At 42.4% G+C, this 15,533-nt stretch carries 16 protein-coding genes and 2 pseudogenes; 12 read left to right on the top strand and 6 right to left on the bottom strand.

What is annotated here, in order from left to right; translation table 11 throughout:
* Nucleotides 1-8 precede the first annotated feature (8 nt).
* A complete protein-coding gene (locus ACYRY3_RS22455; protein ID WP_460203854.1) occupies nucleotides 9-320 on the top strand; it encodes a hypothetical protein in 312 nt (103 codons plus the stop codon).
* A 47-nt stretch (nucleotides 321-367) separates the two neighbouring features.
* Here ACYRY3_RS22455 and ACYRY3_RS22450 read toward each other — a convergent pair whose 3' ends face one another.
* Entirely contained in the window at nucleotides 368-1,360 is a 993-nt protein-coding gene (locus ACYRY3_RS22450; RefSeq protein ID WP_460203853.1) for a DUF3102 domain-containing protein, read from the bottom strand.
* 73 nt (nucleotides 1,361-1,433) lie between these two features.
* On the opposite strand from ACYRY3_RS22450, the gene ACYRY3_RS22445 reads away from it, so the two are divergent.
* The 4 genes from ACYRY3_RS22445 (at nucleotide 1,434) to ACYRY3_RS22430 (ending at nucleotide 4,491) form a co-directional block, all read left to right on the top strand.
* Entirely contained in the window at nucleotides 1,434-1,667 is a 234-nt protein-coding gene (locus ACYRY3_RS22445; protein WP_460203852.1) for a hypothetical protein, read from the top strand.
* Between the two features lie 40 nt (nucleotides 1,668-1,707).
* Nucleotides 1,708-1,836: a hypothetical protein gene (locus ACYRY3_RS22440; protein WP_460203851.1), complete on the top strand. Its 129-nt coding sequence runs from the start codon at nucleotides 1,708-1,710 to the stop codon at nucleotides 1,834-1,836.
* Nucleotides 1,837-2,346: 510 nt separating this feature from the next.
* Entirely contained in the window at nucleotides 2,347-3,501 is a 1,155-nt protein-coding gene (locus ACYRY3_RS22435) for an RRXRR domain-containing protein (protein ID WP_460203849.1), read from the top strand.
* Between the two features lie 264 nt (nucleotides 3,502-3,765).
* The gene (locus ACYRY3_RS22430) at nucleotides 3,766-4,491 is read left to right on the top strand and encodes a VOC family protein (protein ID WP_460203848.1); all 726 of its coding nucleotides are present in this window, start codon (nucleotides 3,766-3,768) and stop codon (nucleotides 4,489-4,491) included.
* Nucleotides 4,492-4,520: 29 nt separating this feature from the next.
* Here the strand turns inward: ACYRY3_RS22430 and ACYRY3_RS22425 are convergent.
* A pseudogene (locus ACYRY3_RS22425) lies at nucleotides 4,521-4,643 on the bottom strand (IS1 family transposase); the annotation flags it as partial.
* 409 nt (nucleotides 4,644-5,052) lie between these two features.
* Between ACYRY3_RS22425 and ACYRY3_RS22420 the strand changes: the two are divergent.
* Nucleotides 5,053-5,358 (top strand): annotated as a pseudogene (locus ACYRY3_RS22420) (transposase); the annotation flags it as partial.
* 72 nt (nucleotides 5,359-5,430) lie between these two features.
* Here ACYRY3_RS22420 and ACYRY3_RS22415 read toward each other — a convergent pair.
* Nucleotides 5,431-5,910: a COG3415 family protein gene (locus ACYRY3_RS22415; RefSeq protein ID WP_460203847.1), complete on the bottom strand. Its 480-nt coding sequence runs from the start codon at nucleotides 5,908-5,910 to the stop codon at nucleotides 5,431-5,433.
* A gap of 528 nt (nucleotides 5,911-6,438) precedes the next feature.
* Here ACYRY3_RS22415 and ACYRY3_RS22410 point away from each other — a divergent pair.
* The 3 genes from ACYRY3_RS22410 (at nucleotide 6,439) to ACYRY3_RS22400 (ending at nucleotide 8,669) form a co-directional block, all read left to right on the top strand.
* Nucleotides 6,439-7,614 carry a ParB N-terminal domain-containing protein gene (locus tag ACYRY3_RS22410; protein WP_460203846.1) on the top strand — a complete coding sequence of 392 codons (1,176 nt, stop codon included), beginning with the start codon at nucleotides 6,439-6,441 and terminating at the stop codon, nucleotides 7,612-7,614.
* A gap of 95 nt (nucleotides 7,615-7,709) precedes the next feature.
* Nucleotides 7,710-7,991: a hypothetical protein gene (locus tag ACYRY3_RS22405; RefSeq protein WP_460203845.1), complete on the top strand. Its 282-nt coding sequence runs from the start codon at nucleotides 7,710-7,712 to the stop codon at nucleotides 7,989-7,991.
* 279 nt (nucleotides 7,992-8,270) lie between these two features.
* Entirely contained in the window at nucleotides 8,271-8,669 is a 399-nt protein-coding gene (locus ACYRY3_RS22400; RefSeq protein ID WP_460203844.1) for a response regulator, read from the top strand.
* Between the two features lie 275 nt (nucleotides 8,670-8,944).
* On the opposite strand, the gene ACYRY3_RS22395 is transcribed toward ACYRY3_RS22400, so the two are convergent.
* Genes ACYRY3_RS22395 through ACYRY3_RS22385 form a run of 3 tightly spaced genes read right to left on the bottom strand, consistent with a single transcriptional unit; the run spans nucleotide 8,945 to nucleotide 10,590 of the window.
* On the bottom strand, nucleotides 8,945-9,820 hold the full coding sequence (locus ACYRY3_RS22395) for a potassium channel family protein (RefSeq protein ID WP_460203843.1): 876 nt from the start codon (nucleotides 9,818-9,820) through the stop codon (nucleotides 8,945-8,947).
* 6 nt (nucleotides 9,821-9,826) lie between these two features.
* Nucleotides 9,827-10,234: an AI-2E family transporter gene (locus tag ACYRY3_RS22390; protein WP_460203842.1), complete on the bottom strand. Its 408-nt coding sequence runs from the start codon at nucleotides 10,232-10,234 to the stop codon at nucleotides 9,827-9,829.
* Nucleotides 10,231-10,590: a hypothetical protein gene (locus tag ACYRY3_RS22385; protein ID WP_460203841.1), complete on the bottom strand. Its 360-nt coding sequence runs from the start codon at nucleotides 10,588-10,590 to the stop codon at nucleotides 10,231-10,233. Before ACYRY3_RS22385 ends, ACYRY3_RS22390 begins: the two co-directional genes overlap by 4 nt.
* 335 nt (nucleotides 10,591-10,925) lie before the next feature.
* Between ACYRY3_RS22385 and ACYRY3_RS22380 the strand changes: the two genes are divergently transcribed.
* The 3 genes from ACYRY3_RS22380 to ACYRY3_RS22370 form a co-directional block, all read left to right on the top strand.
* Nucleotides 10,926-11,207, top strand: coding sequence for a hypothetical protein (locus ACYRY3_RS22380; RefSeq protein ID WP_460203840.1), 282 nt, complete (start codon nucleotides 10,926-10,928; stop codon nucleotides 11,205-11,207).
* A gap of 668 nt (nucleotides 11,208-11,875) precedes the next feature.
* A complete protein-coding gene (locus tag ACYRY3_RS22375; protein WP_460203839.1) occupies nucleotides 11,876-12,481 on the top strand; it encodes a helix-turn-helix domain-containing protein in 606 nt (201 codons plus the stop codon).
* 21 nt (nucleotides 12,482-12,502) lie between these two features.
* Nucleotides 12,503-15,533 (top strand): peptidase domain-containing ABC transporter (locus tag ACYRY3_RS22370; RefSeq protein WP_460203838.1); only part of this gene is annotated, 3,031 nt, incomplete at its 3' end.

Below are 15,533 nucleotides of genomic sequence, written 5' to 3'. Positions count from 1 at the left end.
CAGTTTCGTTGGTAACTAGCGATCGCACAAAATTCACCCTAGCCGCCAAACATCTTGCTCGATCCCAATCTGCTGACCAACCCTATGGTCTTCCAGCCCTGGGAACTGTATCGCCAAATCCTAAGGGGAGATGGGGAGATGGGGAGATGGGGAGATGGGGAGATGGGGAGAGGGGGAGATGGGGAGATGGGGAGATGGGGAGAGGGGGAGAGGGTTTTCCGGTTTTTGCACAGATTGTTTCCCCCTCTCCCCCTCTCCCCCTCTGCCTTAATGATAAGTCTTTACCCGGACATGATATGAAGCCAGCACGGGGAATTTGATGGAGCGTTTTGACTAGAAATCAGTTACCTGATAGATAGCTCAACAGCTATGGCATCCTCAACCGCTCAACTATTAATTCGGAATGGGCGATCGCCTCAAGACAACGCTCCTGAAGAAGATCGCCCGCAAAAATCTTTCTATGCAGCTTATGAGCAATTTGTATCATATCCTTACTTGGCAGCCAGGGAAAAATGATTGCCTCCCCTGCTTTGGAAAACATCTTGATGAGCTGTTCAATTAGTTGTTCTTTAAGATCCGATTCTGGAAAAACGATGACAGTATTCGCCCGTTCAATTAGCCAATCATGATCCCAGTCATCAGAGGTAACGCCAATGGCAAGGGCACAAAAGGGTATACGTTCAATAAACTCTTGTGAGGCTGTATCACCACAAAACAAAAGATGCTGCTTTCCCAATAAGTACCAACCTAGCTGAAGTTCATTATCAATGGCAATAACAGAAGAAGTCGTGGATGTCTTCGCTGCAGTCACCTCTATTACTGATGTTTCGACAAGAGCCACTACCTTTGGTATCGTAGTAGCGTTTTCCTGTCCTTGAGTGAGTCGCTTTTGTGGCTCAGACGAAACAACAGCAGAAGTTGATTGTAATTTTTCCTCTTCTATCACCTGACGAAGATTTTTGCAAGTTATGTTTTCACCTTCTTTGGCTCGTTCCAGAAATTGCTGACGAACTTCTTGTGGTGTTGATGGTGCAGCCAGTAAATAGAGAGCAGTTGTGGCAATATCCACTTGTGCAAGATTTGCACATTCACTAAATGCTTCATAAACATTAATAAAGTTGTAAGCTGTACGCCGGCTCCAACCGAATTCAGCTTTCAACCACGTCTCAAACTGACCGTGCTTGAGCTGCGATCGCACATCAGCTAGCTTTTGACCAATTTCCCATATATCCTGTGCCGAGCGCCGCAAACGCTCTTTAATTTCTCCGGTTCGCTGCTGAACAACACTACGCTGTTTGTCACCCAAAGCATCATAGTTAAAACCGCTGACTACTAAGTTCTGTTTTTTCAACTTGCTCACAATTCGTTAGCGCTGCTACGTAACATCTTTATTTAACATTTTATTATATGCTCTGAGCGTATAATATTATTGTATGGCATTTCCTACCCTAGTGCAGAAAGCGCAAAAATTATTCACGAGTGAAAGAAACGGGTTAAATGAAAGATTGATATGCTTCACAAATCAAACAAGTTTGTATCAAGCAATTATGCCAACCCAAGTGGCTACGAGTATAAGTTTACCAAAGGATAGTAAACCATCTCATATCTTGCACCATCACCTTATTGCAAAAATCAAAGCCCAAAAAGCCGATCCCGATCGTAGTTAGGGCTAAAGCCCACCACCTCCTCCCACAAAGAAGGTGCAAGATGTCAGCCATACTATTCAGAATAATTAACAGCACGACGATTCTAGATTGGGAGCCTGAAACGAGCGCCAATAATCTTGTGGGCTGCGGCAGGGATAAAGGCTATCCTGACCCCACTCCGGCTGGTTAATGAGTTTTGCGCTTTCTGCACCCAAAGCATTTCAAAATATGTGGGTAAAGAATAGTGTTAGTATGATGATATTTTGCTACATTTTTGTGTTATTCTTAATGAGAATAATTACAATTAGTAACTGTACTGAACTAATGACAAACGAAACAAGCAAGGTTTTAGAGCCAAAATTTTTGGGGAGAATCGCGCATAGTAATGTTTTGGGATGCTTATATAGCAACTATAAGCTGAGCTATTTATCAACCTCCAACTCATAGCCCTGCTCGTCTTACGGCAGGTAATTGAAGAAGGCAGCAATGCTATCGGGCAGAGAGCAGCTATGTACACTTTTGTTGGGGATTTAAACCCCAACCAATTGTAAGCACCGCAAGTGACGGTAAAGCTTCGTTGTAGGCGGGTTTCCTGCCGTAGACGACTGCTGAACCCATAAGGTGGGGTTTTAAACCCCTAAGGGACGTTAGCAAGTACTAACAAACACAATTTATTGGGTTATCCCTAATAAAAAACAAGATGGAGAATCAAAACCGCGAGGTACATAGAGTCCCCGTTGTTTCACCAGAAAATAAACCGCTTATGCCTACAACACTTGCTAGAGCGCGAAAGTGGATACAGTCTGGTAAAGCAGTCCCTAAACGTTCACCAATCGGTATTTTCTATGTTCAATTAACTCAAGTGCCATCAGGTTACGAATTACAAGATATTGCGGCGGCAACAGATAGGGGGAAGTGTTTCACGGGAATCGCTTTTCAGTCTAAATTGGCAACAATTGCAGTCATTCATGCTGTCCTACCAGGATTTTATAAGTCCAAGAAAAAGACTAAAGACCGTCAGTCAGTAATTGGGAAAATGGCGAAAAGACAAGAGCTAAGGAGAAGCCGGAGGGGGAGAAGAATAAACCGATCCAAGCCGTTTAAACTCCGTAACCATAGAGAGAAAAGATTCAATAATCGACGAGGCAATAAAATTCCACCATCGGTTAAGGCTAATCGAGAAATGGAATTACGCATTTTGAGAGAAGCTGCCAAAATTATTCCCTACTGCACCTTGAGGGATGAAGATTGTGGCGGTAATACTAAGAGAAATGGTCGGGGTATCTCTCCTGTAACAGTTGGGCAAGAATGGTTTAGAAAAGAAGCTTCATTACTTACTCCAGTAGTCAATGTGGACAGTGGCGGCACTGAACAGTTGCGCTCGCAGTTTGGGTTGGTCAAAGATAAATCTGACAAATCTAAACAGACAATAGAAACTCACGGAAATGATGCTATTGCATTAGCTGCTAATCATTTTGTTCGATTCGTCCCGTTTCATACTGCTAAGACACATGGACATCATTGGGTTGGAGAATGCAAAATCAGTCCAGCACTATTCATTGTGATTACCTGTCCAAAACTGTTCAGAAGGAAACTACATCAAGAAGAATATCAAAAAGGAGGGATTCTTAAGCGCCAAGGAGGAACAATTACACCCTTTAGGTTTAGGTCTGGTGATTGTGTTCGTACAACTCAAAAAGGACAAACAATTGTTGGCTGGATAGGAGGATTTACTAATACGAAAACAACAAAAAATGTATCAATTTATGACCACAACTGGTCAAGAATTGGACAGTTCAATCCTAAAAATGTCGAGTTACTAAAGCGGAGTACGAAACTATGCGTTGTGTTCTAGTGCAAAAAGATTGGAGATTTATTCGCTATCCCTCTCCCTCCCTCACCTGCGGTTCAGATTAATCAAGGGATGCGAATAAATCTCCCCGCAATTCCTCCCGACACTCCCTTTCAGGTGAGTGTGGGACTCCTTGCGGATTATGTTGAACATTCGCTCACTCTCTAAGGGCGGAGCCAGTATTCCCGAATGCCTCCAGCAAAGCTGCCCTCTGCCTTCCTCAATAAAAGATAAATTATATCAATAAGTAAGTCCTAAATAGTTGCTATGCTGACTCCCTCACTACAGGTAAGCGTGGATAATTTCTTACTAGAAATCGATCACATTTTTGTTTACACTACAAAATGTGCTGTAAATGACTCAGTTTTTCAAGAACTTGGTCTTCACTGCTCTGAGCGACTGGTTCAACGTGTGGAACAAGGAACAGCCTCAAGGACAATTTTTTTTGAGAATGCTTATCTTGAACTGATCTGGGTAGAAGACGAATATGCTTTTGAACAGCACTCTGCGTATACTGGTATCCATACCTCAGCACGTCTTGACTGGCAACATACCGGAGCATCACCCTTCGGTATCGGTTTACGTTCCAAGTTTGAAACAGCCAAATCACCCTTATCTTTAAGGCAAAGAAGGGTTGAAAGTATGCCAGCAGATTTGCTTGTTCGCTTTGCAGTCCCTAATCTTGCCAGCTTAGAAGAGCCTATTTGCTTTGTTGTTCCTAACTCCATTGCTCTAACAGCTTGGCTTGATTGTTCGTTGTCAGCACATCAGCAGTTGCTCTCACATTCTTTGGGTGTAAACAAGCTCACAGGAGTTAAAGTGACAGTTACTGACAACGGATCTCTAAGTCATGCGATTTCCCTACTGTGTTTGCATGGGATTATTGATATCGAAAGAGGGACATCCCCACTGCTAGAGCTAACGTTTGATAGTCAGATGAGAGGGAAAATTCTTGATGCACGACCTATATTGCCAATTCTATTAAGGTACTAAAATCCGGCGTTGCATAAATGCGCGATGAATCAATTTAATACTGGTATTTCCCAATACCTTAAATAATGAAGTAATAATCTAAGTGAATATTTCAGCATATTCATTGATTTGGAGTAGCACAATGTTTTTCGCAGCTGTCGTGCTAAGTAATTTAAAGGTATTAGTCAGCTAAAACTTGCAATCTGCCGTCTTCTCTTAATTGAGAAATAAACTCAAATACTTTTTTGCCTTTAAAATAGCTTTCAGCGCTGAGTTTTGATTGTTCAGAAACAATAGCTCGTACATTTATCCGCCCCATTTCTTAAGAATTATTTGCATTATCTGCTTTTGTCAAATTTGACAAAAGCAGAGTATATTGATAGAAAAGGCGCACGAGTAGCAATGGATGCTGTTGGCGAAATATTTCTCAATACTTCTTACGTCCAGGAAATTTAAGTGTTTGACATCTGAAAAGAACGTTGCTTGCAGCGTTGCGAGGAGGTGGAATTGTGGGTGTGGGAGGATGTTGAAATGTTCGTCTATCAAATCATAATTTAGGGTAGCGACTGGTAGAGGAGCCACATGATTCAACCGACTGATATCGACCCAATTCCAGAAGCAACAGCACGCATAGCTCATTCAGCCTTTCCTAAAGGCAGCCTGTGTATAAAAATGCGAGATGAAGTCGGCACCATTTTTTGTGACCAAGACTTTGAAGCGTTATTTTCTACGCAAGGACAGCCAGCTAAAAGTCCTTGGCGATTAGCCCTGGTATGCGTACTGCAATACCTTAATGACATGAGTGACAGACAAGCCGCCGATGCAGCTCGTGGTCGAATTGATTGGAAATATGCACTCTCGCTGGAATTAACAGACCCTGGTTTTGATTTTAGAGGTTTTAATGTTGGACAGATGGCATTGCTCTACGCCTCAAGTCTCATTAAAGGCAAGTGTTATTTGCTACCTTAAAGATGCCGTTCCCCTTTCATACTGTTCCAGCAAGCGCCCTATGCTTCTTGGCGATATACCTGAAACGATTCCTTTACGTACTGCTTCGGAAGCAATTAGCTCGTTTTTGGCATGTCGCGAGCGACAACTTCTCTCGTTCCACTTACTAATTTCAATAATTTTAGCAACTTCAGCCTCTTTGCACTTTCTGGGTCTCCCCGTACCCGTCCCCAGAATTTTTTCAACTTTGTCAAGTGCCTCTTCCCAAGTTTCTGCTTTTATGGTACTTGAACTCCACTTCTTTTTCCATCCTACTATTGAGCCAAGACTGACTTCTAATTCCTTGCTTATTGCTGTAGTCGTTTCTCCTGCTTCCACTTTTAACAAGACTTTGGCTTTAGTGCTAATATGTCCGTTTCCTGTGGCTGCTATGTGTATAAGCGCCTCTCTCTCTATATCTGTTATTACTACTGCTACTTTGGGAAGAGGCATTATCTTACCTACTCCATTTTTTTTCAAACTTTTGCCAAAAAATTAGAATCATGATATACTTTGTGAAAATGTTTACCACTTTGTATACTCAAGAGCTTGCACTAGCAAGCCCTCAAGCTACCAAACAACCCAACCTGTTCCGAGCAGGCTGGACAATTTTTTGGCATACAAATCAAACTGCTCCAATAATATCATGAATTTACCTACTTGTGTACGCTCTCTCTTTAATAGCTGCTTTCTACCCCCCTGTTGGTACTTAGCAAATCGTCCAAGTATACTCAGCCAGTTCGGAATCGATCTACATACACCTTTACAAAAGTTTGTTGATTTTTACGGTATTTGCGTAACAAGCAGATTATTTTTTGAACAAACTTAATACTTTCTTGCGATTCTTAAGCTTTTCGTTTGACTTCAATTATCAAATGCTTGGCAGTAGCCACTTTGAGCATTTGATACATTAAGTTGCGCTCTAAAGCAGAAGTTCATTTGTACTCAAGATTTGTCTTTAAGTATGCTTGTGCAAAAATTATGCGTTGTCTAGATAATCGACAAATTTTACATATCCCTCCAAGTGAGTTGGTTGTTCATCAGAAGCTTATAGAAATTTATGGCGAAAATGAAAATCGGCCTAAATTGGAAGAGAGTATTAAGAAAGAGGGAATTATTACACCTCTTGAGGTTTCAACACGAAATCTTGTAAAAGTTGTACTTTCTGGTAAGTGTCGGTTGCAGATAGCCCTGTTGCTTGGTTTACCCACAGTTCCAGTCACGATTGGGGATTATGCTTCCTCAGAAGAGGAGATTGATATATTGTTCGCGTTGAATCTTCACCGTGAGGAAAAAACTCATTTTCAAAAGTTTGTTGAGGGTCAATATTTTGAGTCCGTACTGCGTCCCCAAGCAAAGGCTCGTCAAATTGAAGGTGCAAGTTATGCCCGTCAGGCTCTGCTTTTGTCAAATTTGACAAAAGCAGATGATGAAAATAATTACCAAGAAGCAGAGCGGATAAATGTACGGGCTATTGTTGCTGAGAATTTGCAAATCAGTACTGGAAGCTATTCTAAGGGCAAAAAAGTATTTGAGTTTATCTCTCAACTAACAGCTATAAGCAAATTACGTTCAGCTTCAGCATTACAAAAAGAATTCAACCGTAGCATTGATGCAGCGTATAAGTTTATTTGCGACGAGCGTCGGGGTGAAGTGTTGAAGGTCATTGAAAGTGGTGAGGTTTCGACGATTCGAGACGGTTTGGGTTTAGTTCGTCAAGGATTTCGCAATCCTTTTAGGGGGGTTGAAGTTGGGCAAATATACCAATTTCAGAAGGAACAGCGATCGGGTTTGGGAAGGTTTGGTAGAGTGCTCAAAATTACTAACGAGTTTATTGAGTTCGGTTTTCGGAATTTTAAAACTAACGATTTGGAGACTATCAGTCTCAGACCTCAAAACGTTGATGCCATATTACAGGAGGAACCCTCGACGCAAGAGAGAGAAAGAATATTTCAGTTGTTGCAAAAGTTCAAATCGATTTACCCGGTGCGAGTTGCACTCACTGAAATGCTAAATTTTCCTCATTTGACACTGGAGGAGGAGCGGTATCTAGCATTTCTAGAAACTGGTCAGCTTGAAGAGATGATTGACCAGCGCAAAATTGAATTTAACATTTTATCTAAAAATGAATTGGCTGGGGATTTTCGTGCTGCATAGGAATGCTTTGTTAACCAAAGACGAATACAACTGGTGACGTGGGGGTGCGCGGTGAGCAAGTTGATCCGCACCAACCTTGTTAATCCCTGTCCTCTATGTGGGGATACTCGCAGGCGCTGCCGTCATCTGCTAAAGCAGTTGAGGGTACTCCAGCTATTCTGTGGCTGGAAGGTGAAAAAAACGTGGAAATTGCCCGAAGTGTAGGGCTAGCAGCAATCTCAGCCAAAGGTAGTAGCTGGCGAGAATTGGATTTAAAGGTAATCTTGGATCGGCTCAAGGAAGATTTGGGGCAATCCGTACAAGTGTTCTTAACAGATAATGATGAGACAGGGAGAAAAAAGAGGGAAGGTTTTGCGATCGCTTGCTACAAGCACTAGACGCACCGCAAAGAGAAATTTTCTTGCGTACTGTTGCCGCGTCTTTAGACCTTCCAACCGTTCGCAAGCACAAAGGACGGCTTGTACGGGCAATTTTAGGTAAATTCAGTAATCAAAGCAGATAATGAAAAACTGATTTTACTACCATGCCTAAATTTATTGGCTAATCGCTCAGAATCGCCTCACAATTTCCTTAAATTATTGATCTTTCATAGGTAGTTACTTCAATGGTTTATAGTCTTTTCTTTTATGAGAGGCGGTACAGTGTTGTTACAGAAGATGATGGTGACCTCTGCATCAAAGCGCATTTTGTTAATTGACGACGAACCCGATGTGCAACGGGTAGTGCAAACCTGCTTGGAAAAATTAGCCCAATGGACTGTCATTACTGCAACATCGGCAGAAGAAGGGTTACTCAAGGCGATCGCTGAACAACCAGATGCGATCCTGCTGGACATTATGATGCCAAAAATGGATGGCTATATGTTTCTGGATGCACTGTGGGCTAAGCCGGAAATGCAGTTTATACCTGTGGTGTTTTTGACTGCACAGGCTGGATTACTCAAACCCCATCATTATGAAACACTAGGAGTTAAAGGAATCATAGCCAAACCCTTTGACCCTTTGACATTGCACCGGGCGATCGCATCTGCTTTGAATTGGGAGCTAGGCACTTAGTAAATAGGGTTGTGTCACAAGTACGACACAACCCCCATTGTTTATTCTTAACACCAGTTTGATCGCCCATCTTTCTGTGGGCGAAGGACAGGGAAAACTGGGCTACTAAGGACGCTGTGCGTCGTGCGGCACCCCTTTATCGTGCGCTCACGTTGCATCAGGATACCGATGTAGTGACGGCATATTTAGTACTTGTTCTCCAAAAGACGTGATTACTACAGTGTTTTGACCAAATAAACAACAATTACTGACTTATAAGTAAGTTAGCCGCCGCCTCAATCGAGGCGGCGTTCAGATAACCAATTTAGAATCAGTCCTGCAATAACGCCGATGGTGAGTACACCTAAAACACCCAATATTCCTGCAAGAAGCTTTCCTAGCCCGGTTACAGGTGTGATGTCACCATACCCGATTGCCACGGCTGTAATGACCGCCCAATATAACCCATCGAGGTACGAGAGGAATTGTTGTGGCTGGCTCTGAAATATAGACTGAGCCGATCGCCCAATGTGTTGTTGAAGTGCTTCATTTTCAGCATGAATAAATAGAAGGGGAAAGACAACCCCAATCAGTACAATTTGGAAGACGAGATAAATGTAGAGACAGCGGCGATTTTGATTGACTCGTCGCATTTCATAAAGGTAAGTGCGGTTTTTAAGCCGACAGAGTTCTGCATCGGTCATCGATGGAGACGTGGGTGCTAACTTTAACAGCCGAAACATCTTCTCGTGTGCCCCTCGCCGCTCATACTGCTGCAATGCGTAACGCAACAGGATTTGTTCTAGACAATGGACATGCTTTGCCATTGAATCGCTGTGAAAGCGAACGCTGTAAAGCAATTCACAATAATCGATCACTGCTTCCGGCGTTTCCCACTCTAACTCCGCAAAATCTTCTGATTCAATGCGATCGGCCAAAAATTGGGAAAACCGCTCTTTCCGAATGATTTCTGGTGCGTATTCCAGTGTCAGCAAAAAGGTTTTACGGATAGTTTGTGCAGTTTTTGTGTCCGCAAGAGTCAGGTCATCATACCAGTCGAGCAGCTGGTCTAATTGTTTGATGCGCTCTTGCGTACTAATCTTTTGACGGTTGCGACTCATCAAGCTCGCTATGATTTTCTTCTTTCGAGCAGTTTTAGGTATTTGAAGCATTACTCATCAAACTTGTTTTTCCTTCAGAGTTGCTGCACTTGTTGTTTTTCCAGAGGTGAATGATCTGATGTTGCAGGTGCTTTTAAGCCAATAACGGTATCCACAGAAGCGTTCCGAAGTTCGTGCAGGGTGTCTAAAACCAGCCAAGGGAACTGAAACAACGAGTCCTAACCATCCAAATAGTTTTGTGCCAATAAATAGCGCAATTAAAATCCAAGTTGGTCTTAGTCCTGTAAAGCGACCGAGTAGCCGGGGAGCGATCGCCACCAGAGGTTGAAAGTACTGGAGCGTTTTGATCGCTAGCCAAGCATTTAGAATGAGGATTGGAAATATCATAACCATCAACCATCTTGGGCTGATGTGTTTTTGTAGGGTGTTAAACACAGGTTTGCAAATTAGTTTTGCTGAGTTCATTTTGATATAAAGTCAATGCTCATCTCTTGAATACCGCAGCAACTCAAGAGATGTGTTGCTCGTCGAATTTCAGCTGGTGTACCTCGGACAATAAGCAGATAATCTCCCTGTTCAACTCGGTTTTGCAAAAAGTTAATTCGGTGAGTTGGGAAGTGGAGCAGTTTATTATCTAAATAATCAAAAATCTCCAGGCTGGCAAATGTTCCATCTCGTGCAATGCTCTGAGTAACCAGAGAAAGTTGTCCTATAGAAAAGCTTGCTTGCCTCAGTTCCTTGATTGCGTTCTCTAGATAATCACGACGAGAAAAGAAACCAATTACTTGCTTGTATCCAATCAAACTGCTGGCATGAATCATTCATCTACTCCCTTTAACCTAGAATTTTATTTGTACGCTAATCCCTCATGTGTTAAATGCAACAGTTTTTTGTTACATCTAAAAAAGAAGGATCTTGTTACTGAGCATCCACCAAGTAGCTGGATGAGTTGCTGAAACAATTCCACACTGCTTGAATATAGATACTTCTACACCTTAGGAAAAGAACCTAAGGGCTTTCTGAGGAAATCATAGTCATTTGCCAATGAAATTATTCATAGAACGAATGGCACTCTCATAAGGGGATAAAAAAAGGCTCCAAGAGCTGATATGAGAGAATCAGAGCTTTGGAGACCGCATTTAACTATCTCCCTACTATGCCGAATCGTGCCGAAATACTCAAGCAAAAGTTCCAGGACAGTCTAGGACTGGCGTTGGAGCAGGTGTTACCAAAAGAGGTGCTCCAACAAATTTTGGAACAGGAAGGGGTCGCCTATCGCCAAACAGTCTACACGCCAATTGTGACGTTGCGGGCATGGATATCGCAAGTGCTTGACCCCGATAAAAGTTTAAGCAATGCGGTGAGTCGAGTTATCGCCTGGTTACTAAAAGTAAGCCGTTTGTCTATTGAGGGCATTGTAAATAATTATACTTACTAATTGAGAATTCTGTCAAAGTTACAGCAGTTTTCTTCACATAAACTACTAGATACTGTTGAAAGTATCAAGAAGCCGCAATTAATTAAAGTAAAAGCTTGCCACTGTTTCCTTTAAGTAACATTATACTTAATTGCTCGTCAAAATAAGGTTTTAATAGGTTAAAACGACGATTAGCGTTAATTAAATCAAAGATTATTATAAATCTAACTTAAGGAAGAGTAATTTAGAAATTGTAAGGAATTACACTTAAAAATTAAATCTGTGCCAGCTTAGAAGCTTTTACTATAATGGTGAAAATTCTCACACAATTTTCATCATACAATTGAGGAATTGAGAGAGCCTCAGCACAGTAATTGGACTTTAATTAAGCTGTATTACACCCTGGTTTGTATGTTCAAAAGTAGAACATTAATAAAGTCGGAAACATTAGAAAATTAGTTGAATATCACCTAACTATTTAATTAGCCTTTTAGGGCATATTAAATATGTGTTTGTGAAATTTTCTCATTGGGGATTTCACAAACTACTGCGTGCCAAGAAAGCCTCTGAGGAATTTTCTAGGATTTTTCCACGGATGGCTTAGCTACACGGATGAAACCTATGGTCTTATCCGAATTGCATTGGTATGAACCCCTACATTTTGCAATTGGGTGCAATCGGTAATAGTTATGACACACGACGCTAATCAATTTCAAGATTTTGAAAGCTACAACGTTAATAACGGCAAGTTTTTAACGCCTTTTCAGCGGAAAGTTCTGCTGAAGGCTTTGCAAACGCATTTACAACCAGAATACCGTCGTCGTATCGAAGTTATGTTGCTGGCAGATCGGGGTAAATCTCAAACCCAAATCTGTAAAATATTAGATTGTTCCTACCATATGGCGCGGTACTGGATTGGTGTAGCAAAAGCTGGTTTAGCTCACAAATGGCAGGACCAACCCATAGGCAGACCGAAGAGTGTTAACGAGCAATATCTCGATCGCTTGAAAGAATTGGTGAGCCATAGCCCTCGTGAGTACGGCTATCCATTTCAATGCTGGACAGCCCAATGGTTAAGCAAACATTTAGCAAGTGAATTTGGGATTGAAATTACCGAACGCCACATAAATCGCCTGCTCAAACAAATGGGGCTATCTACAAAACAAAGACACGATCGCTCCAAACAAGAAACTGACGATACCAAAGATTCTGGGATTACGATTGGTGACCTGCAATTATTGCCTAGTGAGTCTAGTTTGCAATGGTCACTCAATTTTATGAAGACCGATCGCTAATTGTGTTGTACAGGTGAGTGTATGCCAAGAGAATTTTCGTATCAACAGCTAGTTGCACAACTCACCCAAACTTTGGGTGAAAGCCTTCCAGACACGGAGCTAGCAGACTGCACTAGAGCAGTAGAAATCCAGAAACCACAAATAGCAAAGCTGTTCTGGCGAGCATTAGACGCAAACCCCGGAATTTATATAGTTTTAACGGGTAAAGTCAGACTGCTGGATACCTCCAATAACTTAATTGCTACTTTTTCAACTGGAGGTTCATTTGGTGAAATGACTCTGTTTCCCGAAGAGGAATTTCAGCCTTACAATGCCAGAGCTTCTACAGATTTAAAGCTTTGCTATCTCAGCAACGAAAAGTTGCAAAACTTAATGGGCAAATATCCGGATATTTGCGATCGCCTGTTCGCCCGTGCAGAAGTATGGGATTTGCTGCTGTTATACAGCCACAACTCGCAACCTTCCCGCATGGCTTCTACGGAGGGGATGCTGAAAGTATTATCCCTGTTGCAACGGCACAATCTAGAGATTGGCTTTTTACCAGCAAAACTTACACAAGACAACAAACTGTGGCTGCTGCGTCGCGGAGAACTGCTGCATTCTAATGGTAGCACCCTCACTCCTGGCACAATTTATGCTCCGGCACATCGCAATGCAAGAGAGGGTGGTTGGCAAGCTATTCAACCAACAATAGTTTACAGTCTCAAAAATTCTGATTGGCAAATAGCACTAGATTATTTACCACAATTACCAGACTTAATTACAAAAGACTCTGGTAATGATTCTGACTTAGGAGATGAAGAAGACACAGAAGGGAAAGACGCGGGGAGGGGAAGACGTTTTGATCTGGGGAGTTATTCATTTACATTCCCTACATTAGAGCGTCCACGCGTCTATGTATCCTCTTCCCAGCATCCACATTCTTCCTCCCGTCACTCTCGACGCGTTTATTTTCCTAGCCCAACTGTAACCATTGGTCAGGTGTGGGGTCGTTTAACCAAGCGGTATCCATTATTTCAACAACAAAGCGCTTCTGACTGTGCTGCGGCTTGCTTAGTTATGATTGCTCGCTATTGGGGCAAGCGCTTTAGTATAAATCGAGTGCGGGATTTAGCGAACACAAGCCGCAGTGGAGCATCACTGCGGAGTTTAGCAGCAGCAGCAGAAAGCATTGGCTTTTCTACCCGACCTGTAAAAGCTAGTTTGGATAAATTGGCACAACAACCCTTGCCTGCGATCGCTCACTGGGAAGGCAAACACTACATCGTCGTTTATGAAATCACAAAACGGCGGGTGATTGTTGGTGACCCGGCGATCGGTCAACGCACTTTCACAATAGCTGAATTCAAAGCCAATTGGACTGGTTATGCATTGTTATTGCAACCCACAGCTCTGCTAAAAGAAACCGAGGAAGCAAATACAGGATTTTGGCAGTTTTTTGAGTTAGTCAAACCGCACTGGGTAGTCCTGCTAGAAGTGTTCATCGCTTCTGTGCTAATTCAGGTGTTTGGACTGATAACGCCCTTATTCACCCAGTTGCTATTAGATAAAGTCATTGTCCAGGGCAGTACCTTAACTTTAAACGCCGTAGGGTTAGGCTTGCTCATTTTTGGGCTGTTTGGAGTGGCTATGAACGGACTGCGGCAATATTTGCTGGATCACACAGCAAACAAAGTCAGTCTGTCGATGATTGTAGGTTTTATTAAACATACTTTCCGACTGCCGCTATCGTTTTTCGAGTCTCGTTATGTCGGCGACATCGTTTCTCGCCTGCAAGAAAATCACAAAATTCAGCGCTTTTTAACGGGTGAGGCACTATCAATCTTTCTGGATTTGCTAACAGTGTTTATCTATGTGGGAATGATGTTCTGGTACAGCTGGAAATTAGCATTGCTAGTACTGGTCATTGTGCCGCCAATGGTGTTATTAACCCTAATTGCAACGCCTTTTTTGCAACGTATTTCCAGAGAAATATTTAATACCATGAACGCTGAGAGCCGTTATCTCATTGAAGCTCTTACAGGCATTCGCACAATTAGGTCAATGGCAGTTGAGCAAACGGTACGCTGGCAATGGGAAGAACGCTTGCATCAATCGATTAAAAAAGGCTTTTCCGGACAGGTCGTTGGTAATCAATTGCAAGTCATAAGTGCCACAATTAGAACGGTAGCAAACACTGTATTACTGTGGTTTGGGGCATGGCAGGTGATTCAGAACCAACTCACGATTGGGCAATTAATTGCTTTCAATATGTTGTTAGGCAATGTCATTAACCCATTCCAACGGCTATCCGTACTATGGAATCAATTGCAGGAAGTGTTCATTTCCGCTGAACGAATTAATGATGTGTTAGAAGCCGAGCCAGAAGAAGATTTACACTTGTCGCCCCGTCAGTTTTTACCAACATTACGCGGTCATATTCGCTTTGAAAATGTCACCTTTCGTTATCATCCTGAAAATGATAGTAACGTGCTAGAAAATCTCAGTTTTGAAGTGCAATCGGAGCAAACTGTGGCGGTTGTAGGGCGTAGCGGTTCTGGTAAAACGACACTCTTCAAGTTGATTTTGGGTCTTTATCAGCCGACAGAGGGCAAAGTGTTAATCGACGGTTATGATGTGACAAATATTGCTTTAAGGTCGCTCCGTTCCCAAATTGGTGTTGTGGATCAAGATACTTTTTTGTTTGGCACTACGATTCGGGAAAACAGTAGCATTGCTCACCCAGAAGCCACCCTAGAAGAAATTATGGAAGCGGCGCGACTGGCTGGAGCAGAGGAATTTATTCAGCAACTGCCAATGGGTTACGAAACCCAAATTGGTGAAGGAGGCGGATTGCTATCTGGTGGACAACGCCAACGACTAGCAATTGCTCGCGCTTTGTTAGGAAATCCCCGCTTACTACTATTAGATGAAGCCACCAGTCACCTCGACTCAGAATCCGAGCGTATTATTCAAAGCAATCTGAACACAATTATCAAAGGGCGCACAACCCTGATAATTGCTCATCGCCTTTCTACCATACGTAATGCTGACCTAATTTTGGTTTTAGATC

The organism is Scytonema sp. NUACC21, from assembly GCF_054684315.1.
This window is presented reverse-complemented; position numbering and strand designations above follow the sequence as displayed.